Genomic DNA, 20,522 nt, shown 5'->3' on the forward strand with positions numbered 1-20,522 from the left:
CAAATCGCAGCGTCGATACCAGCGCCTTCAAGCACATCTTCGGGCGCGTATGCCGTGAACGCGACATCGATCACCGGCGGACCAAGGTGAACCACCCTTGGACCAACGGCCAGGTTGAGCGGATGAACCGCACCATCAAGGAAGGTGAAGCGGATCAGAAAACGATCCGGGGGATCGTTTTCCCGCTGAACGTCAAGCGCCTCCACTATGAGCGCCATGACCAGCTTCGCACGCACCTCACCGACGTCATGGCAGCCTACACCTTCGCGCGAAGGCTGAAGACCCTCAACGGCCTCACGCCCTAAGAATACATCTGCAAGGTCCGGACAGCAGAGTCCGACAGACTCATCCTAAACCCGATCCACCAGATGCCGGGACTGAACAGCTAGGAAAGCAGCCCGCTCACGCTTTCCGAAAGAATGTTGAACGGTGCTTGTAATTGCATAGCCACCGGCTGCTTCCCGCATCGCTTGGCGGGGGGCTGCGATATCTTCGCCCAAGGGAGTGGCGGTGGCCGCCGTCTCTGCACGTTCCGCGGGCAACGCGCCGGGGCTGGCCGCAACAGGCTGGAACGCCCCGGAAAAGTGTGAAACGGTTCCCCCGACATGACGGCGAAGCCGCGGGACGGGGGCAAGACCATGGCAATCAAGGCGGCGATCTATCACCTCACCCATTACCGCTATGACAGGCCGGTGATTCTCGGACCGCAGGTGATCCGCCTCCGCCCCGCTCCGCACAGCCGCACGCGGGTCATATCCCACTCTCTGAGGGTGTCGCCCGACCGGCATTTCGTGAACTACCAGCAGGACCCCTACGGCAACTGGCTGGCCCGGTACGTTTTTCCCGAGCCGGTGACAGAGCTGAAGATAGAGGTCGATCTGGTCGCCGACATGACGGTCTATAACCCGTTCGACTTCTTTGTTGAGGAAAGCGCGGAAACCTGGCCCTTCGACTACCCGGAGGATGTGCAGGCCGATCTGTCGATCTATCGCACGCCGGAACCTGTCGGGCCATTGCTTGCCGCGTTTCTGGCGAGTGTGCCGCGGGAGCGGCAGCGGACCGTGGATTTCATTGTCGGTCTCAACGCTCGCGTCGCGCGGGAGGTGGGCTATGTCATCCGCATGGAGCCGGGCGTCCAGACGCCGGAGGAGACCTTTGCCAGCGGTCTTGGATCATGCCGCGACTCTTCATGGCTGCTGGTGCAGGCGCTGCGGAATCTGGGCTTCGCGGCGCGGTTCGTGTCGGGCTATCTGATCCAGTTGAAACCGGACCTGAAGGCACTGGACGGCCCCTCCGGCACGGAAGTCGATTTCACCGATCTGCATGCGTGGTGCGAGGTATATCTGCCCGGCGCGGGGTGGATAGGATTGGATCCGACCTCCGGCCTGCTGACGGGGGAGAGCCATATCCCGCTCGCCGCCACGCCGCATTTCCGCAATGCCGCGCCGATCTCCGGCCTGGCCTCCTATGCGGAGGTTGATTTCAACTTCGACATGCGCGTGACCCGCGTGGCGGAGCACCCCCGCATAACGAAGCCCTTCTCGGAAGAGGCGTGGAGCGCGTTGAACGACCTCGGTCGCAAGGTCGATGCGTCCCTTGCCGCCGGGGATGTGCGTCTGACGATGGGGGGGGAGCCGACCTTCGTCTCCATCGACGATTTCGAGAGTGCGGAGTGGAATACCGCCGCCGTCGGGCCGACGAAGCGGGTGCTGGCCGACAGGCTGATCCGTCGCCTGCGTGACCGCTTCGCGCCCAACGGATTTCTGCACTACGGGCAGGGCAAATGGTATCCCGGCGAGACGCTGCCGCGGTGGACGTTCTCGCTCTACTGGCGGAAGGATGGCAGGCCGCTCTGGGGCGATGCCGCGCTGATCGCACCCGAGGGGGAGCAGACGGGGGCCACGCCGGAGCAGGCAGAAGAGTTCCTTAAAGTCATGGCGACAGAGCTCGGCGTGCCTTCGGACAATGTGATGCCCGCCTATGAAGACCCCGCCGAATGGATGGTACGGGAGGCCCGTCTGCCGGAGAACGTCACCCCGCAGAACTCCAAGATCAAGGATCCGGAGGAGCGCCATCGTATCGCCCGGGTTTTCGACCGGGGCCTGACAACACCATCGGGCTACGTGCTGCCAATCCAGAGCTGGCAGGCGCGGGCCGGGAGGCGCTGGTTCTCTGAAAAGTGGCGGACGCGGCGAGGTAACCTGTTCCTTGTCCCCGGGGATAGCGCCGTAGGCTACCGCCTGCCGCTCGGCTCGCTGCCCTATGTCTCGCCTTCGCAGTTCCCCTATGTGAACCCCGCCGATCCGACGATCCCGCGCGACCCGCTACCCGTGACGCCTCCGGTGGCCGATGCAGTGGACCGCGCCCGGCGCCAGCAGCCCGTGATGCGTTTCACCGGCACGCCGCGGGAGAATGTCGTTCCACCGGTGCCTTCAGGTGAGGTGGGGGGTGTCGTGCGAACCGCCCTTTCGGTGGAGCCACGGGATGGTCGGCTTTGCGTGTTCATGCCGCCGACGGAGCGGGTGGAGGACTACCTCGACCTGCTGGCGGCGGCAGAGGCGACGGCGGCCCGCATGGGCCTGCCCATTCATATCGAGGGCTACACCCCCCCGCAGGACAGCCGCCTGAACGTGATTCGCGTCGCGCCTGATCCCGGCGTGATCGAGGTGAACATCCACCCCGCCGCGAGCTGGGAGGATTGTGTGGCCATTACCGAGGGCGTCTATGAGGAAGCGCGTCAGACGCGTCTGGGCGCCGACAAGTTCATGATCGACGGCAAGCATACCGGCACAGGCGGAGGCAATCACGTGGTGGTGGGCGGTGCGACGACGCTCGACAGCCCGTTCCTGCGCCGCCCCGATGTGCTGCGCTCGATCATCCTGTACTGGCAGCGGCATCCCTCCATCTCCTATCTGTTCTCCGGCCTGTTCATCGGGCCGACCTCACAGGCCCCTCGGATCGACGAGGCCCGGCACGATGCGCTTTATGAGCTGGAGATCGCGCTTGCCCAGATGCCGCCTCCGGGGCAGGGAGAGGCGCCGATGCCATGGCTGGTGGACAGGTTGCTGCGCAACCTTCTGGTGGATGTCACCGGCAACACCCATCGGGCGGAGATCTGCATCGACAAGCTCTACTCCCCCGATGGGCCGACAGGGCGTCTGGGGCTGGTGGAGTTCCGGGGCTTCGAGATGCCGCCCGATCCGCGCATGTCGCTGGCCCAGCAACTGCTCATCCGCGCGCTCATCGCCCGGTTGTGGCATTCGCCGGTCACGGGCGAGCTGGTGCGGTGGGGCACTACGCTGCATGACCGCTTCATGCTGCCGCATTTCGTCTGGGAGGATTTTCTGGACGTGCTCCGTGACCTTGACCGGCATGGTTTCCCCATGCGGTCGGAGTGGTTCGAGGCGCAGCAGGAGTTCCGCTTTCCCTTCGCCGGGGAAGTGGAATACGAGGGCGTTCACCTTGAACTCCGGCAGGCGCTGGAACCGTGGCACGTTCTGGGTGAAACCGGGGCCATCGGTGGCACCGTCCGCTATACCGACAGTTCGGTGGAGCGGATGCAGGTGAAGCTGACGACCTCCGATCCGGGGCGTTACGTAGTGGCCTGCAACAAGCGCCGTGTACCGCTGACGCCTGTCGGGACCAGCGGCGTTGCCGTTGGCGGCGTCCGGTTCAAGGCGTGGCAGCCTGCTGCGGCGCTGCATCCGGTGCTGCCGGTCAATGCGCCGCTTACGCTGGACATCTTCGACACCTGGACGGGGCGGGCGTTGGGCGGGTGCACCTATCACGTGGCGCATCCGGGGGGGCGGAACTATGATACCTTCCCCGTCAACGGCAACGAGGCCGAGGCGCGTCGTCTCGCGCGATTCGAGCCGCGGGGCCACACTCCGGGCCTTTATATGCCGCCTGCCGAAGCGCCCAATCGGGAATATCCGATGACGCTCGACCTGCGGAGGGCACCGGGGCTTTAGATGGGACGCCGAAGCGCCCTTGCCGCGAAAGATGCGCTGGCCCGGCTTCTTGCCGAGTATCGGCCGAAGACCGGCATTCCGGACGAACTGCTCGATGCCGGCGGCAGGGTTCGCCCTGTCTGGCGCACTTTCATCGAACGTCTCTCCCTCATGACGGAGGAGGAGATCCGGTCGCGCGGTGCTCGGGCGGACCAGTATCTTCGCGATGCGGGGGTGTTCCATCGTCAGTACGGTACGGCTGATGCGGCCGACCGCGACTGGCCGCTCAGCCCTGTGCCCCTGCTGCTGCCCGAGAGCGAATGGCGCACCCTGTCGGCAGGTCTGATCCAGCGGGCGAACCTGCTGGAAGCGCTGGTGGCTGATCTCTACGGTCCCAACCGTCTGGTGCGGGAGGGGCATCTGCCGGCGGAGCTGGTGGCAGCCAACCCGGAGTGGCTCCGCCCGCTGGTCGGCGTCACGCCGAAATCGGGGGATTTCCTGCATTTCCTTGCCTTCGACCTCGGCCGGGGCCCGAACGGCGACTGGTGGGTGTTGAGCGACCGGGCTCAGGCGCCCTCCGGCGCGGGCTTTGCGCTGGAGAACCGGATCGCCACGGGGCGCGCCTTCCCGGATGCGATCGCGGAGCAGAATGTCCACCGGCTCGCCGGGTTCTTCCGCGCCTTCCGCGACCGCCTGATGGATCTGCGGGGCGGGGAGGAAGAGCGCATCGGCATCCTGACACCCGGCCCGATGAGCGAGACCTATTTCGAACATGCCTTCATCGCCCGCTATCTCGGTTTCAGCCTGCTGGAGGGTGATGACCTGATAGTGCGGGACGGCGCGCTCCTGATCCGCACGGTGGCGGGGCTGCGGCCGATCAGCGTGCTCTGGCGGCGGATGGATGCGGCATGGACGGATCCGATGGAACTGAACGAGGCTTCCCGTCTGGGTACGCCGGGGCTGATCGGTGCCATCCGCGCGGGCAATCTCGCGATGGTGAACGCTCTCGGGTCAGGGGTCGTTGAGATGCGGGCCCTCCTGGCCTTTTTGCCGCGCATTTCCGAAGCGATGACCGGCGCGCCTCTCCTGCTGCCCAACATCGCCACGTGGTGGTGCGGGCAGGCGGTGGAGCGGGATCACGTCAGGCGCCACGCGACCGAGATGACGATCTCTCCCGCGCTCTCCAACCGGCTGTTCTTCGATCTGGAGGCGGAGGCGGCTGTCGCCGGTCGGTTCAGGGGCGAGCCGCCGGCGCCCGCGCTCGATGACTGGATCATTACGGGCGGCGGCGATCTGGTGGGGCAGGAGGCCGTGCACCTTTCCACCATGCCTGCGCTGGTGGAGGGGCGGCTGGTGCCACGGCCCTACAGCCTCCGTGTCTATCTGGCACGGACGGCGGAGGGCTGGACCGTCATGCCCGGGGGCTTTGCCCGGATCGGCACGTCGGAGGATCCAACAGCCGTCGCGCTTCGCCAGGGGGCGTCCGTTGCGGATGTCTGGGTCGTCGCCGATGCGCCGGTCGAAGCCGATACGATGATTCAGCGGCCAAGCGTGGCTGAGTTTCGGCGGCAGGCTCCGCTGCTTCCCGCGCGTGCCGCGGACAATCTATATTGGTTGGGCCGCTATGTTGAGCGTGCGGAAACGACTGTCCGTTTGCTGCGTGCCTGGCATGCCCGCGTGGCCGAGACGGGGGAAGAGGACGCGCCGCTTCAGGCGCTGATCGGCGACTGTCTTGAGGATCGCGGTGCAAAGCCGGGCGCGGGCGTGCCTGCAGGGCTTCGCGACATGCTCCGCGGAGCGTTGACCGCCGCGAGCCATGTACGCGACCGGTTCTCGATTGATGGCTGGATGGCACTGACCGATCTGGATGGCACCGCGGGACGGCTTGCAGGTGTGCTGAAACCCGGCGATGACGGCGCGCGGGGGATGAGCGTATTGCTCCGCAAGATCACCGGCTTCTCCGGCCTGGTGCATGAGAACATGTATCATACGATGGGTTGGCGCTTTCTTTCCACGGGACGCGCGCTGGAACGTGCGCTGGGAACCGCGCGGTTGCTCGCCGTTCTGGCAGATGAAATGGCGCCCGAGGGAGCGCTCGATGTCGCGGTGGAGGTCGGTGACAGTGTGATGACCCACCGCAGCCGCTTCGCCGCGGAGGCGAATCGCGCAACCGTCATTGATCTGCTGGCGCTGGACCGTCTGAATCCCCGGGCGGTGCTCTATCAGCTCGATCTGATACAGGAGCGTATGGGCGTACTGTGGCGGGGGCAGGGCAATGCGCCGATGGGCGAGGTGGAGCGGGCGGTTTTGCGCCTGCGCACCCGCGTCGCCACCGCGACGCCGGAGGAACTGACCGGCCCCGCGCTTGACGTCGTGGCGGAGGGTCTGGGGGAGATTTCCGTTCTCATCGGGCGGAAATGGTTGATCTGAGCAGGGGGGCCGCATGCGCTATGAGCTGAAGATGAGCCTCGACTATGTCTATGAGGGCGGGGCAGAGGCCGGGCGGCACCTGCTCCGCATCGTTCCGCTTCAGCTTGCCGGGGAGCAGCGCGTGGAGGAAAGCCGCGTGTCGGTCGATCCTCAACCCGCGGAATGGCATGAGCGGACGGATTTCTTCGGCAACAGGGTGATCGAACTCGCGTTCGACGGCTTGGTGGAGGAGACGTGCTTTCGTCTCGAGGCGCGGGTGGAGCGGATGCCGCAGGGCGCGGTGCTCGACGTCTCGCCGCGACTCGCGGACATCGCGCGGGAAGTGGTGGAGCATCGCGATCTCGGGCCGGACTCCCCGCATCACTTCCTCGGCCCCTCGGCCCGTGTGCCTCGTGCTGCCGCGCTTGCCGACTACGGGCGCGCGCTGCCCTTGTCTGATCCGACGGCATGGGAAATGGTGATGGCCCTGGGGCGCGCGATCCACCGCGACATGATCTATGATCCGGAGGCGACGGAGGTGGATACCCCTGTGCTGGAGGCATTCGCCGCACGCCGTGGCGTGTGTCAGGACTTTGCTCACGCAATGATCGGGGCGCTTCGCGGGATCGGGATTCCGGCGGGCTATGTCTCGGGCTTTCTGCGCACCGAACCGCCACCCGGCGCACCACGGCTTGAGGGGGCGGATGCCATGCATGCCTGGGTGCGAGCCTGGTGCGGTCATGAGATGGGCTGGCGCGACTACGATCCCACCAATGCGATGGTGGTGGGCGAGGACCATATCGTCATCGCGCGGGGGCGCGATTATGCCGATGTCTCCCCCGTTCGCGGCGCGCTCCGCACAGCGGGAAGCCAGAGTTCGGGACAGGCGGTGGATGTCATCCCTCTCCGCTGACCCTTGGGTATTCGGTACTATTGTGAGGCGCGGCGGATCGGACGCATGGCGTCCATATCGACACCGGCAAGCTGGACCCAACTGACGCAACCGCTGGTGTTCAGGAAAGCTCCTGGCATCCGTGTCATGGTCCAGGCGCCCTGCTTACCGACAAGAGCATTTATTCTAGGTCGGTCTCGCCTGGGATCCGGCCTTCAGAAGCGCCGCCAGAGAGACAGCTCCACATAGTTGCCCTGCTTGCCATGGCCGGCGGAAATGCGGCTTTCCGACGCGAGCGGCAGCGGAATGCCTGTCGCATGCAGACCGAAGCGGCTTCCCTGCCATGTATCCGAGACTTCCGGCCCGAACCACGGCCCACTCCCGCCCAGCCTGAAGCCGGTTGCCGCGCGGAGGTTGCGATCCGTGTTCTTCACCCATTGTCCGCGGAAGCTGGTCATCCAGTCCCGGTTGTCCCACCACAAATCCAGCGCGCCGAGGGGGTTCGCGTCATCCTGCTGCTCTACTCCGGCCAAGGCCGTGAGATAGGCGCCCTGCCCGACGAAACGCCAGCCCCCTGCAATGGCCAAGCGCGTACCGCCGTCGTCCGGGCGACCGATTTCGACCGTCCCGACCGGGCCGGAGCTGTCCAGGCCATTGAATGTGCCCATCAGCCCCACACCGCCGTAGGTGCTTCCCGCCGACCGTTCGGCGGAAAGATAGGCGAGCGAACGGGGCTCTGCCGCGACGCTTGCCGCAGGCAGAAGGGCGAGGATGAGGAGAGACAGAAATCGCATCTCGGAGGGTAAACCCCATGCAGCAAGGGATTGCAACTGCCGGATTATATCGACTTGTCCTAAAGCTCGCGGCAGAGCAGTTCCGCAAGGTCATCGGGTCTCGACAGAAACGGCGAGTGGGAGGTCGCCAGCCGTACGACCGCGGTCTCCGGCCAGTCCTGTACCATCGCCGCCTGAAATGCGGGAGGTATCGCCCGATCTTCGGTGCAGAGGATATACCGGCGCGGCAGCGCGACCGCGGCATCCGTCTCCGGTATCGGCGTTTCCTGAGGCGAGACAGGTTCCGGGCAGAGCCGCGCGACCGCATCGGCGGCGATCTCCGGCGCGCAGTCGTGATAGAAAAGCGGTCGGGCCAGCTCGGTGCGAAAGGTAAAGGCCGCGCTGTCCTCCGCCATGACATAGCTCCCCCGCAGCGGCTGGTCGGGCCATGCCTTGCGCATATCCCGAAGCGATCGTCCCGGTGCGGGCACATAAGCCGCGACATAGATGAGCTGCCTGATCCTGTCCGGCACGAGCGCCGCCGCCGACGTGATCGGAAAGCCCGCGAAGGAGTGTCCCACGAGGACGGAGGGTCGCTCCATCGCCCGGGCCACCCGTTCGGCGAAGCCGGCGAGAGTCGCCTCCCGCGCGGGGGTATGGTCGTCTCCGCGGCAGGGAAGGTCTATGGCTTCCGTCTCGTGACCCCGCCGGCGGAGCGCCGCTTCTACATCCGTCCAGCACCATGAACCATGGCAGGCGCCGTGGACCAGCACGAACCGCGTCATCCCTCGCGATGGCCTTGCGGACTGTCCTTGCCGCGCCCATCCTCGTGGTCGTGGTCGTGGTCGTGGTCGTGGTCGTGGTCGTGGTCGTGGTCGTGGTCGTGGTCGTGGTCGTGGTGGCTGTGCGCCCGGATCTGCTGTTCGCGCGGGCCTGCATGGGCGATGCGCGCGGCAAAGGTCGCGATCAGCGCCGCATAGGCAGCGGGGCGGTCCACAGGTGGCAGATGTCCCGCGCCCCTGATCAGTGCGAAGTCGGAGCCGCGGACCAGATCGGCGGTTTCCCTGACCAGATCGGGCGGGGTGGAGCCATCCTCCGTCCCTGCCACGGCAAGGGTAGGCAGGGTGAGCGAGGCCGTCGTCGTATAGAAGTCGGCGCCCGCCAATGCCGCGCAGCAGCCGAGATAGCCCTCCACCGGCGTGGCCAGCAACCTGGCGCGCCACGGCAGGTCCAGCCCCTCCTCCCGGAAGGCGCGGGAGAACCAGCGTGCCATCGTCTCATCGGCCAGCGCTGAAAGACCGGATTGCCGGACCGTCTCCATCCGCCGTTCCCACACGTTCGGACCGCCAATCCGCGCGGCTGTATTAGAGAGGATCAGCCCGCGCACCAGATCGAACCGCTTCACCGCCAGCCCTTGCGCCACCATTCCGCCGATGGACAGGCCCAGGAAGATGGCGTCGTGCAGGCCGAGCCCATCCATCAACGCCTCCGCATCGCGGACGAGAGCGCCCATCCCATAGGGCGCAGGCGGCACGGAGGACCGGCCATGCCCCCGCAGGTCATAGCGGATGATCCGCAGCTCGGGCGGCAGAAGCGGCACCACGGCATCCCAGATCGTGTGGTCTAGACCCAGCGCATGGGCGAGGACAAGCGGTGCCCCTTCCGGCGCGCCATCCTCACGCCAGTAGAGCGTGGCGCCGCCCGCATCTATCAGCCCATCGCGCATCAGACCGTCTTGGCAAGCGCGCGGCTGAACATCGCGGCATCGGTGTTTCCGCCGGAGGCGACGACGATCACGGTATCGCCCTCGATCTCATCCGCCCGGTAGAGCGCCGCTGCAAGCGATGCGGCGCCACCCGGCTCCAGAACGAGCTTCAGACGGGTGAAGGCTTCGGCCATGGCGGAGAGGGCCTCCTCGTCCGAGACGACCAGCCCCGGACCGCAGAGCCGCTTGATGACCGGGAACGTGTTCTGTCCCAGTTCCGGTGACAGGATCGCGTCGCAGATGGAGCCCGTGAGCTTCAGGTTCCGCTCCCGCTTGCCGGAGGCGACAGAGCGGGCGGCATCGTCGAAGCCTTCCGGCTCTGCCGTCCGCACCCGAAGGCCCGGTGCCTTCGCCTCCAGCGCCAGGGCGATGCCGCTCGTCAGCCCGCCGCCGGAGCAGTTGACGATCACATCCGCGGTGGTCAGGCCGAGCTCCGCCACCTGTTCCGCGATCTCCAGCCCCACGGTTCCCTGACCGGCGATCACCTGTGGGTCATCGAACGGATGCACGAGGCTGAGATTCCGGGCCGTCGAGATCTCCAGTCCGATCTCCTCGCGGCTGCGGTTGCCGCCGCGATCATAGAGCACGACCTCCGCCCCGTAGGCGCGCGTATTGGCGATCTTCAGGGCAGGGGCGTCGGCAGGCATGATGATGACCGCCGGAACCCCGTGCATCGCCGCCGCCGCCGCAACCCCTTGGGCGTGGTTGCCGGAGGAAAAGGCCAGAACCCCGCTCGCGCGCTGGACCTCCGGCAGCGCGGAGATGGCCGACCAGGCCCCGCGGAACTTGAACGACCCCGTGTGCTGAAGGCATTCCGCCTTCACCAGCACCCGCCGCCCCGCGATCTCGTCGATGAAGGGGGAAGAGAGAAGGGGAGTGCGCCGGACTTCCGCCGGGAAGCGGGAACGGGCGGCCTCGATGAGGGAGAGGGAGGTCATTGGCATTCTTTCAGGAAGGCTCGGACGATGGCGAGAGAGACGGGTTCGTCAAGGAAGGGCACATGGGCCCGGTCGGGAACCTCGCCGAACAGAATATCGGGGCGCCGGGCCCGCATGTCCTCAACCATCTTCGGCGTGAGGAGGTCGGAATTGGCCGCGCGGATCAGCGCGACCGGCAGGCCGGCCAAGGCGTCGAACAGTGGCCACAGGTCCGGCGGTGGCCCCTCAAAGGCGGCGAGGAAAGCGTCGCGAAGCGCCGGGTCATAGTTGATCTCCAGCCCCGACGGCGTTTGGATGTAGTGATGGCGGACCTCTTCCTCCCACCGGTGGGCGGGGACATTGGCAAAGCCCGTCATGACGCTAGGCATAGCCTCCACCGCCTCCGCATAGGTCTTCCATCTCGGATTGCGGCCGATGTAGGCAAAGATCGCATCCAGCCCGGATTTGGCGATTTCCGGCCCCACATCGACGAGGCACAGACCACGGAGCCGCGCCTTCTGCGTCGCAGCGAGGAACAGCCCGTTCAACCCGCCGCGAGAGGTGCCGATGAGGGCTGCCTTGTCGATGCCCAGATGGTCGAGCAACTCTACCGCATCGCGGGATTCGCGTGGAACGGTATATGTCTTTTCGCCTGTCCAGGCGGATTGTCCGCGTCCGCGGTAATCGGGTCGGATCAGGCGGACATCGGGCAGGTGCGGCGCGAGATAGTCGAAATCCCGCCCCGTGCGGGACAGGCCCGACAAGCAGAGGACCGGAAGCCCGGAGCCTTCATCGGTATAGTAGATTTCCGCGCCGTCCGAGGCCTTGAATGTCGTCATGCCGCGTCTCCCCATGATGCGGGGAGGAGACTGGCACAGCGGCGGGCCGGACGGAAGGGGCGCCGCGCCGCGGCTCCGCCGTCAGAGGTTTTCCGGCTGCGGCATGCCTATGACATGGAACCCGCCGTCGACGCGAATGATCTCGCCCGAGGTGCAGGCGCCGTAATCGGAGAGCAGATAGACCGCTGTGCCGCCGATCGCCTCAAGCGTGGCATTGGCGCGGAGCGGGGCGTTCTCCTCCGTGAAACGGTAGGTCTTGCGCGCCCCGCCAATGGCCGCGCCGGCCAGCGTCCGCATCGGCCCGGGAGAGATCGCATTCACCCGGATGCCCTGCGGGCCAAGGTCGTTCGCCAGATAGAGGACAGAGCTTTCCAGCGCCGCCTTGGCCACGCCCATCACGTTGTAATAGGGGGTGACGCGGGTCGAGCCCTGATAGGTCAGCGTGATGAGCGAGCCGCCATCCGGCATCAACGCAGCAGCGCGGCGGGCCACGTCGATGAAGCTGAAGCAGGAGATGGATAGCGATGTCTTGAAGTTCTCGCGGCTGGTGTTGATGAACCGGCCGGTCAGCTCCTTCTTGTCCGAATAGGCGATGGCGTGGACAAGAAAGTCGATCTGCCCCCATTCCGCCTGAAGTCGGGTGAAACAGGCGTCGAGCGAGGCATCGTCCTGCACATCCACGTCGATCAGGAATTCGGAGTTCAGCGAGGCGGCCAGCGGCTCCACCCGTTTGCCGAATGCCTCGCCCTGATAGGAAAACGCCAGCTCGGCCCCTTCTGCATGAAGCGCCTTGGCAATGCCCCAGGCGATGGAGTGATCGTTCGCGACCCCCATCACCAGCCCGCGTTTGCCCGTCATCAATCCGGCCATGGTTTACCCCAGGTACTTGCTCATGACGAGCGTGGCATTGGTGCCGCCGAAGCCGAAGCTGTTGGATAGCACGCTGTCAAGCGCGACGTTTTCGCGCCCTGTCGTGGCGATCTCGCCTTCGTGGATGGCCGGGTCGAGGTTTTCGACGTTGGCTGAGCCGGCGATGAAATTGCCATTCAGCATGAGCAGCGAATAGATGGCCTCATGTGCTCCCGTCGCGCCCTGGCTGTGACCGGCAAGCGACTTGGTGGAGGAGATCGGAGGCACCTTGCCCTCTCCGAACACGCGGCGCACCGCCTGTACCTCCGTCACGTCCCCGACGGGGGTCGAGGTGCCATGGGCGTTGATGTAGTCGATGCTGCGCCCTTCCGGCAGGGTGGCGAGCGCCTGGCGCATGGCCCGCTCACCGCCTTCACCGGAGGGGGCGACCATGTCGTAGCCGTCCGATGTCGCGCCATAGCCTGTGACCTCGGCGTAGATCTTCGCGCCGCGCGCGAGCGCGTGGCCGAGTTCCTCCAGCACGACAACCCCCGCGCCCCCCGCGATGACGAAGCCGTCACGGGCCGCGTCGAACGGGCGGGAGGCGCGTTCCGGCATGTCGTTGTATTTCGACGACATCGCCCCCATCGCGTCGAACAGGCAGGAAAGGGTCCAGTGGACCTCCTCACCGCCGCCGGCGAAGATCACATCCTGCTTGCCCATCTGGATCTGCTCCACCCCGTTGCCGATGCAATGGGCGGAGGTCGAGCAGGCGGAGGTGATGGAATAGTTCACACCCTTGATCTTGAAGGGCGTGGCCAGCGTGGCGGAGTTGGTGGAAGACATGCAGCGCGTGACCATGAACGGCCCCATGCGCTTCGGGCCGCCTTTTTCGATCACCGTCTGGAATGCGGTGAGGAAGTTCGACGTCGACGACCCGCCCGATCCCATGATGAGGCCGGTGCGCTCGTTCGACACCTCGTTCTCCGGCAGGCCCGAATCCTTCACGGCCTGTTCCATGGCGAGGAAGTTGTAGGCTGCGCCCGCGCCCATGAAGCGAAGATTACGCTTGTCGATGTGGTCTTCCAGCACGATCTGCGGCATGCCGTGGACATGGCAGCGGAAGCCTCGTTCGGCATATTCCGGTGCAAAGACGATGCCCGAGCGCCCGGCCCGGAGGGAGGCTTCGACCTCACTGGCATTGTTGCCGAGCGGTGAGACGATGCCCAGTCCCGTGATGACGACCCGGCGCATGGCTGGTCCTCCCCCTAGTATCAGTCGGTGAAGAGTCCGACCTTCATGTCGGTAGTGTTGTAGATTTCCTTGCCGTCCGCCAGCATCCGGCCATTGGCCATGCCGAGCTTCAGCTTACGGTCAATGACGCGGGTGAAATCAACCAGGTAGGTCAGCTTCCGGGTGGCGGGCGTCACCATGTCGGTGAACTTTACCTCTCCCACACCCAGCGCGCGGCCGCGACCGGGCATCCCGCGCCAGCCAAGGTTGAAGCCCGTGAGCTGCCACAGCGCGTCGAGGCCGAGGCATCCCGGCATCACCGGATCGCCGACGAAATGGCATTTGAAGAACCAAAGGTCGGGGTGAATGTCGTATTCCGCGACCACGTGACCCTTGCCGTGCAGCCCGCCATCGGCCGAAATATCGGTGATGCGGTCCATCATCAGCATGGGAGGTTCGGGAAGCTGGGCATTGCCCTGTCCGAACAGCTCCCCTCGTGCGCAGAGAAGAAGACCTTCCTTGTCGAAGCTCGTCGGGTAGTCCGGCATGGGGTGCAGGCGTCCTTGTCCTTGATCTGGGCTGCCTCCCTCTATCACCGGGCCTGCCGCCAAAGCAAGCCACGCCCCCGATTCCCCAGCCGGAGACCTTGTTGCATTGGCATTTGGGTTTGCAAAAGCAGCGCACGAGGCTTAGATGAAGGTCAGGAGAAGCCTTATGTCAGCCAGCCAGAACATGTCAGCCGACGCAATTGACCGGGGGAGCCGCTGGCTCGCGGTTGGGAACGTAAGGCCTACGCGGCAGCGTGTCGCACTCGCCGCTCTGTTGATCGGAGACGGCAAGAACCGGCACGTTACTGCGGAAAGCCTGTATGCCGCCGCACTCGACAGCGGGGAGAAGGTATCCTTGGCCACCGTGTACAACACGCTCCGCGCATTCTGCGAGGCCGGGATCATGCAGGAAGTGCTGGTGGACGGGAACAAGTCCTATTTCGACACGCGCATCGACGATCACCCGCATTTCTACTGGGAAGACACCGCGTCCCTGTCCGACGCGCCTGCCGATCAGCTTGAAATCGCCCGCATTCCCGAAGTGCCGGAGGGCATGGAGGTGAGCCGCGTGGACGTGGTGATCCGTCTCCGTCGCCGGGACTGACGGCGCTTTCGAGTGTCATGGGCGGTGGAAGCGCCGCCGACTGTGAAGGGCCGGTTGGCGATGGGGTCGCAATGAGGCTGCGCCAAGTCATTTCCGGCTATGCGGCTTGACGCTCCTGCCCGCCATCGGCACACAGCCTCACAGCCTCACAGCCTCACAGCCTCACAGCCTGGCGGCTGCCTCCGCGAGGGGCGCCGTTACAGGGGCCGCGTCACCCCTCTGTTGCGATTTCGGGAGTTCCGGTGTAGCAGGCGCCCTTCCTCATCGTTCGCCCCGGAGTAGTTCTCATGGCCACGCCCAAGAAGCTCTACATCAAGACCTACGGCTGTCAGATGAACGTCTATGACAGCGAGCGCATGGCAGAGGCGCTGGGGGCGAAGGGGTATGTCACCACGGAAGTGGCGGAGGAGGCGGACATGGTTCTGCTGAACACCTGCCATATCCGGGAGAAGGCGGCGGAGAAGGTCTATTCGGATCTTGGCCGCCTGAAACCGCTGAAACTCGCAAAGCCTGACCTGAAGATCGGTGTCGCGGGCTGCGTCGCGCAGGCGGAGGGAGAGGAGATCATGCGGCGGATGCCGCTGGTCGATCTGGTGGTCGGGCCGCAGACCTATCACCTTCTGCCCGCCATGATGGAGAAGGTGGAGCAGGGCGCCCGCGCCGTGGATACCGAATTCCCGGAGGAGGACAAGTTTGCGCATCTGCCCAAGCGCCCCCTGCCGAACCGCCCGCCCGCAGCATTCCTGACCGTACAGGAGGGTTGCGACAAGTTCTGCGCCTTCTGCGTCGTGCCCTATACCCGTGGCTCCGAAGTCTCCCGCCCAGCGGAGCGCATTCTTCGGGAGGCCCGCGATCTGGTGGAGCGCGGCGTGCGGGAGATCACGCTGCTTGGCCAGAACGTCAACGCTTATCATGGCGAGGGGGAGGGTGGAGACTGGTCGCTCGCCCGGCTGGTGCGCGCGCTGGCGGAGATCGACGGGCTGAAGCGGATCCGCTACACCACCTCCCACCCCAACGACATGTCCGAAGACCTCATAGCTGCGCATGGCGAGGTCGAAAAGCTCATGCCCTATCTTCACCTGCCGGTGCAGTCGGGCTCAGACCGGATCCTCAAGGCGATGAACCGGCGGCACACCGCCGAGGGTTACCTGCGGCTGATCGATCGCATCCGCGCCGCCCGCCCCGACATGATGATGTCGGGCGATTTCATCGTGGGCTTCCCGGGTGAGACAGAGGCGGATTTCGAGGCCACGATGGAGTTGGTGCGGCAGGTCAATTACGGCATGGCATTCTCATTCAAGTATTCCTCCCGTCCCGGTACGCCCGCCGCGGATCGTCCTCCCGTCGCCGCCGATGTCTCCGACGAACGGCTCCAGCGGCTTCAAGCTTTGCTCACCACGCAGCAGAGGGCGGCGCAGCAGGGCATGGTGGGCCGCGAGGTGAGCGTGCTCTTCGAGAAAAAGGGCCGCATGCCCGGACAGATGGTTGGCAAGTCGGACTATCTGCACGCCGTTCACGCCGTGACGGATGCCGCCCCGGGAACGCTGGCCCGAGTGCGGATCGTGGAGGCCGGACCGAACTCCCTCGCCGGTGAGATTGTCGCCTGATTGCGATGCCTGCGGGAACCATGCCGCAGTGCATGGCGTTTTTTCGCTGCGGGAGCCAAAGCGCGCTTGCGTGAAGCCGGGCGTCTTGGCACCATCCCCTTGCGACCCTTTGCCATAGGAGTCCTTATTGGGCATCAGCGCGCTGACACCCCCGCCCCGCCCGGAAGACGTTTCTGAAACGCTTCTGGAATTTCCCGATAACAGGCTGCTCATTGACCTGTGCGGAGAGTTCGACAGGAACATCGCACGGATTGAGCAGAAGATCGGGGTGCACATCCTCCGACGGGGGAACCAGCTCGCAGTGATGGGGGGAGCAGGCGCGCGGGATGCCGCGTCGGCCGCACTCCGTGCCCTTTATGCGCGGCTGGAATCCGGCAAGCCGCTTGAGCCCGCCGATGTGGACGCCGTGATTCGCATGGGAGATCAGACCTTCGCGCGGGGTGGTGACGCCCAGTTCGAGATGTTCCACGGCACGCCGATGGAGATCCGCACCCGCAAGAAACACGTGGAGCCGCGGACCGAAGCCCAGAAGGCCTATGTCGAGAACCTGTTCAAGAACGAGCTGTGCTTCGGCATCGGTCCGGCGGGGACGGGCAAGACCTATCTCGCCGTCGCGGTGGGCGTGACCATGTTCATCGGCGGGCATGTGGACAAGATCATCCTCTCCCGTCCCGCCGTTGAGGCGGGCGAACGTCTGGGGTTCCTGCCCGGCGACATGAAGGAGAAGGTCGATCCCTACATGCAGCCGCTCTACGACGCGCTGAACGACTTCCTGCCTGCCAAGCAGGTGCAGAAGATGCTGGAGGAAAAGCGGATCGAGATCGCCCCGCTGGCCTTCATGCGCGGGCGGACGCTGGCCAATGCTTTTGTCGTGCTGGACGAGGCGCAGAACGCCACGACCATGCAGATGAAGATGTTCCTTACTCGTCTGGGTGAGGGGTCCCGCATGGTCATTACCGGCGACAGGACACAGGTGGACCTGCCGCGCGGCACCGCCTCCGGTCTGTCGGATGCGGAGCGGATTCTCGCGGGGGTGAAGGGCGTTTCCTTCAACTACTTCACCGCGCAGGATGTCGTTCGCCATCCGCTTGTCGCCCGTATCATCGAAGCGTATGAGCGGTCCGAGGCGGGCTGATCCGTCCGGGCGGGCGGCGCCCTTCTGTCCGCGCGGGTGCGCATGTCGCTTGTCGATACGATCATCGAGGATGATCGCTGGGAGGAAATAGACCTCCCGGCGATCGCCGAAGTCGCGGCCGAAAAAGTGCTGAACCTGCTGGAGCTGGGCGAGGAAGGGTTTCTCATCAGCGTCCTCGGCTGCGACGATGCGCGGATCGCGGTGCTGAACGCTGACTTCCGCGGCAAGCCACAACCGACCAACGTGCTCTCCTGGCCCTCCGAGGAACGGGGTGCGGAAGAAGATGGCGGCGCGCCCGACCGCCCGGAGCCCGGCGACGCGGATGACCCGGAGGAGCTGGGCGATATCGCCATCGCTTGGGAAACCTGCGGTCGCGAAGCGGCGGAACAGGGCATCCCGCTCAAGGATCACGTGACGCATCTGGTCATCCATGGTATTTTGCACCTGCTTGGATATGACCATGTGAGGGAGGCAGATGCCGCCCTGATGGAAGGACTTGAGGTCAGGATACTTGCCACGATGGGCATATCTGACCCATATGCTTGATCGGGGGCACAGGCCCTCGCAATCTGGAAAGGAACAATGGGCGATTCCGTCGATGGGTCTTCTAGCGCGGCGCACCGCGCGCAGGACTCCGAAGAGAATTCACAGCGCGGCTTTTTCGGCCGCATCCTGAATGCTCTCTCAAACGATGCCGAGGACGCGGCGCGCAACTCTGCCGGGGCAGGTGTGGCGCGGTCGGGTCTCGGCGGACTCAGCAAACTCAGGACCATGCGCCTGTCGGATGTGATGGTGCCTGCGGCAGAGATCGTCGCGGTCGATGTGGACATCGACAAGGACGCTCTGGTCGGGGTATTCCGGGAACATGGCTTCTCGCGCGTGCCGGTTTACGAACAGACGCTGGACAGGCCGCTGGGCCTTCTGCTCCTGAAGGATCTGGCGCTTCGCTACGGGTTCAACGGTCATACCGGGCCGTTCGACCTCAGGCCGCTTCTCCGCCCGCTGATCTATGCGCCGCCTTCCATGCCGCTTTCGGTCCTCTTGCAGAAGATGCAGACAGAGCGGACGCATCTTGCGCTGGTGATCGACGAATACGGCGGCGTGGACGGGCTGGTGACCTTCGAGGATGTGCTGGAGGAAGTCGTCGGCGAGATCGACGATGAGCACGACATCGTCGAGGGTCGGCTGTGGTTGCAGGAGCGCCCCGGCGTCTGGATCGTGGAAGCCCGCGCCCCGCTGGAAGCCTTCGAGGCAGCCATCGGCATGCAGCTTGCCGATACGGAGGACGAGGAGATCGACACGGTCGGTGGGCTTGTCTTCATGCTTTCGGGCCGGGTTCCCGCGGAGGGCGAGGAGATCGAGCATGAAAGCGGCGCGGTGTTTGAGGTGATCGACGCCGAACCGCGCCGGATCAAGCGGCTTCGCCTGCGTCTTCCCGCTGCGGCTGCGGCTGCGGCCGGATAGCATGACCGAAGAAGGCCGGACGGTGCTGGCTGGTCATCCGGTCCGATGGCTCACGCTTCGGCCCGCTTTGCGGGCGGCACTTCCTGCACTGCTTGCCGGTGCCTTGCTCGCGTCGGGGCAGGCACCGCTTGGCCTTTGGTGGATGGCCCTGCCGGCGCTGTGCTGGCTGATGGCGCAGATATCGGTGTGTGAGAGCCTCCGCGGCTCTCTGTGGCGGGGCTGGATGGGCGGCACGGGCTATTTCGCCGCCGCGCTTTTCTGGATCGTCGAACCCTTCATGGTGGATGCGGCGCGGCAGGGCTGGATGGCTCCGTTCGCGCTGGTGTTTCTGGCGACCGGCATGGCGCTGTTCTGGGCGCTGGCGGCAGGGGCCGGCTGGGCACTGGGGCGGGGTCGGTTGCGGCCTGTCGCGCTCGCCGTGAGCTTCGCGGCGGTGGAGCTGATGCGCGGCTATGTGCTGACCGGCTTCCCTTGGGCGCTGATCGGGCACGTCTGGATCGACACGCCGGTGGTGCAAGCGGCGGCCTATGTCGGGCCGGTGGGTCTTACCCTTCTTACGACCCTTCTCGCCGCGCTGCCGCTTGTGCTACGTCTGCCCGGAGCCGTGGCAGGCGCCGTCGTGATCGCGCTGCTGTGGACGGGTGGCCTCGCACGGCTGGCGGAGCCGCTTCCGTCACGGGAAACCCCGATCCATGTCCGTCTTGTCCAGCCCAATATTCCGCAGCATCTGAAATGGGATCCGACGCTGATCGGTCCGCAGTTCCGCCAGCAGCTCGAACAGACGGCGATGCCCGCCGATCCACCGCCCGACCTCACGATCTGGCCGGAGACGGCGCTGGTCTGGTTGCTGGAGGATGCCGCCGAGCCTCTGGCGATGATCGCGGATGCTTCCGGGGGCCGTCCCGTCGCACTGGGCGTGCAGCGCGGTGATGGCGGGCGCTATTACAACTCTCTCGCGGTTCTGGGCCGGACTGGGCAGGTCACCGGGCTTTACGACAAGCACCATCTCGTTCCTTTCGGGGAATATATTCCCTTCGGTGACATCGCGGCGCGGTTCGGGATTCACGGTCTCGCCGCGCGGGAGGGGGACGGCTATTCGGCGGGGCCGGGGCCTGCCATCCTCGACCTTGGCCCGCTGGGAACGGTACTGCCGCTCATCTGTTACGAAGCAGTGTTTCCGCAGGATCTACGCGGTGTGCCCGGCCGCGCAGACTGGATCCTGCAAGTTACGAACGACGCGTGGTTCGGAAACCTGTCCGGCCCGTATCAGCATCTGGCGCAGGCGCGACTCCGCGCGGTGGAGCAGGGTCTGCCGCTGATCCGCGTCGCGAACACCGGCGTGTCGGCCATCATCAACGCGCGGGGGGCGATCGTATCCGCCCTGCCGCTGAACGTGGAGGGCACGCTGGATGGCAGTGTTCCCGCGGCGCTGCCGGCCACACCCTATGCGCGCATGGGCGATCTCCCCATGACGGCCCTCATTCTTGTGGCTGGAGCGGGCCTGCTTTTATTACGGCGCAGAGAAAGAGATTGAACT

Annotated in this window: 16 protein-coding genes and 2 pseudogenes; 10 read left to right on the forward strand and 8 right to left on the reverse strand. The window is 65.5% G+C overall.

The features are described from left to right. The 4 genes and pseudogenes from CG51_RS07445 to CG51_RS07460 all read left to right on the forward strand — a co-directional run. Positions 1 to 389 (forward strand): annotated as a pseudogene (locus CG51_RS07445) (integrase core domain-containing protein); the annotation flags it as partial. A 249-nt stretch (positions 390 to 638) separates the two neighbouring features. Further along, complete coding sequence (locus CG51_RS07450) at positions 639 to 3,971, forward strand: transglutaminase family protein (protein ID WP_035743747.1); 3,333 nt, start codon at positions 639 to 641, stop codon at positions 3,969 to 3,971. Further along, the gene (locus CG51_RS07455; protein WP_035743598.1) at positions 3,972 to 6,380 is read left to right on the forward strand and encodes a circularly permuted type 2 ATP-grasp protein; all 2,409 of its coding nucleotides are present in this window, start codon (positions 3,972 to 3,974) and stop codon (positions 6,378 to 6,380) included. Between the two features lie 13 nt (positions 6,381 to 6,393). After that, entirely contained in the window at positions 6,394 to 7,272 is an 879-nt protein-coding gene (locus tag CG51_RS07460) for a transglutaminase family protein (protein WP_035743600.1), read from the forward strand. 194 nt (positions 7,273 to 7,466) lie between these two features. On the opposite strand, the gene CG51_RS07465 is transcribed toward CG51_RS07460, so the two are convergent. The 8 genes and pseudogenes from CG51_RS07465 to fabA all read right to left on the reverse strand — a co-directional run bounded on the left by CG51_RS07465 (position 7,467) and on the right by fabA (position 14,175). After that, positions 7,467 to 8,045, reverse strand: a complete 579-nt coding sequence (locus tag CG51_RS07465; protein WP_035743602.1) for a hypothetical protein — start codon at positions 8,043 to 8,045, stop codon at positions 7,467 to 7,469. Between the two features lie 59 nt (positions 8,046 to 8,104). After that, positions 8,105 to 8,809: an alpha/beta fold hydrolase gene (locus CG51_RS07470; protein ID WP_035743604.1), complete on the reverse strand. Its 705-nt coding sequence runs from the start codon at positions 8,807 to 8,809 to the stop codon at positions 8,105 to 8,107. Positions 8,810 to 8,961: 152 nt separating this feature from the next. Then, positions 8,962 to 9,750, reverse strand: a pseudogene (gene pcaD / locus CG51_RS07475) (3-oxoadipate enol-lactonase); the annotation flags it as partial. Further along, entirely contained in the window at positions 9,750 to 10,727 is a 978-nt protein-coding gene (locus tag CG51_RS07480) for a threonine ammonia-lyase (RefSeq protein ID WP_035743605.1), read from the reverse strand. The gene CG51_RS07480 and the pseudogene pcaD, both read right to left, overlap by 1 nt. Then, positions 10,724 to 11,545, reverse strand: a complete 822-nt coding sequence (locus CG51_RS07485; protein WP_035743607.1) for an alpha/beta fold hydrolase — start codon at positions 11,543 to 11,545, stop codon at positions 10,724 to 10,726. Before CG51_RS07485 ends, CG51_RS07480 begins: the two co-directional genes overlap by 4 nt. 81 nt (positions 11,546 to 11,626) lie before the next feature. Then, positions 11,627 to 12,415 (reverse strand): enoyl-ACP reductase FabI, encoded by a 789-nt coding sequence (locus CG51_RS07490; protein ID WP_035743609.1) that lies wholly within the window; start codon positions 12,413 to 12,415, stop codon positions 11,627 to 11,629. A 3-nt stretch (positions 12,416 to 12,418) separates the two neighbouring features. After that, positions 12,419 to 13,648, reverse strand: a complete 1,230-nt coding sequence (fabB, locus tag CG51_RS07495; RefSeq protein ID WP_035743611.1) for a beta-ketoacyl-ACP synthase I — start codon at positions 13,646 to 13,648, stop codon at positions 12,419 to 12,421. Positions 13,649 to 13,668: 20 nt separating this feature from the next. Next, on the reverse strand, positions 13,669 to 14,175 hold the full coding sequence (fabA, locus tag CG51_RS07500) for a bifunctional 3-hydroxydecanoyl-ACP dehydratase/trans-2-decenoyl-ACP isomerase (protein ID WP_035743613.1): 507 nt from the start codon (positions 14,173 to 14,175) through the stop codon (positions 13,669 to 13,671). Positions 14,176 to 14,341: 166 nt separating this feature from the next. Here fabA and irr point away from each other — a divergent pair, with 166 nt between their 5' ends. The 6 genes from irr to lnt all read left to right on the forward strand — a co-directional run bounded on the left by irr (position 14,342) and on the right by lnt (position 20,519). Then, a complete protein-coding gene (gene irr, locus CG51_RS07505; protein ID WP_416171662.1) occupies positions 14,342 to 14,779 on the forward strand; it encodes a Fur family transcriptional regulator Irr in 438 nt (145 codons plus the stop codon). Positions 14,780 to 15,066: 287 nt separating this feature from the next. Continuing rightward, complete coding sequence (miaB, locus tag CG51_RS07510; RefSeq protein WP_035743615.1) at positions 15,067 to 16,386, forward strand: tRNA (N6-isopentenyl adenosine(37)-C2)-methylthiotransferase MiaB; 1,320 nt, start codon at positions 15,067 to 15,069, stop codon at positions 16,384 to 16,386. A 127-nt stretch (positions 16,387 to 16,513) separates the two neighbouring features. Then, entirely contained in the window at positions 16,514 to 17,521 is a 1,008-nt protein-coding gene (locus CG51_RS07515) for a PhoH family protein (RefSeq protein ID WP_051930217.1), read from the forward strand. Between the two features lie 42 nt (positions 17,522 to 17,563). Beyond that, the gene (gene ybeY / locus CG51_RS07520) at positions 17,564 to 18,067 is read left to right on the forward strand and encodes an rRNA maturation RNase YbeY (RefSeq protein ID WP_035743618.1); all 504 of its coding nucleotides are present in this window, start codon (positions 17,564 to 17,566) and stop codon (positions 18,065 to 18,067) included. A 36-nt stretch (positions 18,068 to 18,103) separates the two neighbouring features. After that, a complete protein-coding gene (locus tag CG51_RS07525) occupies positions 18,104 to 18,985 on the forward strand; it encodes a transporter associated domain-containing protein (protein ID WP_035743620.1) in 882 nt (293 codons plus the stop codon). 1 nt (position 18,986) lies between these two features. Then, positions 18,987 to 20,519 carry an apolipoprotein N-acyltransferase gene (gene lnt / locus CG51_RS07530; RefSeq protein ID WP_051930219.1) on the forward strand — a complete coding sequence of 511 codons (1,533 nt, stop codon included), beginning with the start codon at positions 18,987 to 18,989 and terminating at the stop codon, positions 20,517 to 20,519. Positions 20,520 to 20,522 lie beyond the last annotated feature (3 nt).

It is taken from the genome of Haematobacter missouriensis (assembly GCF_000740775.1).
Classification (GTDB): Bacteria; Pseudomonadota; Alphaproteobacteria; order Rhodobacterales; family Rhodobacteraceae; genus Haematobacter; species Haematobacter missouriensis.

Coding starts and splice junctions, on each gene's coding strand:
- CG51_RS07450 (WP_035743747.1), top strand. CDS start 639: ATGGCAATCAAGGCGGCGATCTATCACCTCACCCATTACCGCTATGAC.
- CG51_RS07455 (WP_035743598.1), top strand. CDS start 3,972: ATGGGACGCCGAAGCGCCCTTGCCGCGAAAGATGCGCTGGCCCGGCTT.
- CG51_RS07460 (WP_035743600.1), top strand. CDS start 6,394: ATGCGCTATGAGCTGAAGATGAGCCTCGACTATGTCTATGAGGGCGGG.
- CG51_RS07465 (WP_035743602.1), bottom strand. CDS start 8,045: ATGCGATTTCTGTCTCTCCTCATCCTCGCCCTTCTGCCTGCGGCAAGC.
- CG51_RS07470 (WP_035743604.1), bottom strand. CDS start 8,809: ATGACGCGGTTCGTGCTGGTCCACGGCGCCTGCCATGGTTCATGGTGC.
- CG51_RS07480 (WP_035743605.1), bottom strand. CDS start 10,727: ATGACCTCCCTCTCCCTCATCGAGGCCGCCCGTTCCCGCTTCCCGGCG.
- CG51_RS07485 (WP_035743607.1), bottom strand. CDS start 11,545: ATGACGACATTCAAGGCCTCGGACGGCGCGGAAATCTACTATACCGAT.
- CG51_RS07490 (WP_035743609.1), bottom strand. CDS start 12,415: ATGGCCGGATTGATGACGGGCAAACGCGGGCTGGTGATGGGGGTCGCG.
- fabB (WP_035743611.1), bottom strand. CDS start 13,648: ATGCGCCGGGTCGTCATCACGGGACTGGGCATCGTCTCACCGCTCGGC.
- fabA (WP_035743613.1), bottom strand. CDS start 14,175: ATGCCGGACTACCCGACGAGCTTCGACAAGGAAGGTCTTCTTCTCTGC.
- irr (WP_416171662.1), top strand. CDS start 14,342: ATGTCAGCCAGCCAGAACATGTCAGCCGACGCAATTGACCGGGGGAGC.
- miaB (WP_035743615.1), top strand. CDS start 15,067: ATGGCCACGCCCAAGAAGCTCTACATCAAGACCTACGGCTGTCAGATG.
- ybeY (WP_035743618.1), top strand. CDS start 17,564: ATGTCGCTTGTCGATACGATCATCGAGGATGATCGCTGGGAGGAAATA.
- CG51_RS07525 (WP_035743620.1), top strand. CDS start 18,104: ATGGGCGATTCCGTCGATGGGTCTTCTAGCGCGGCGCACCGCGCGCAG.
- lnt (WP_051930219.1), top strand. CDS start 18,987: ATGACCGAAGAAGGCCGGACGGTGCTGGCTGGTCATCCGGTCCGATGG.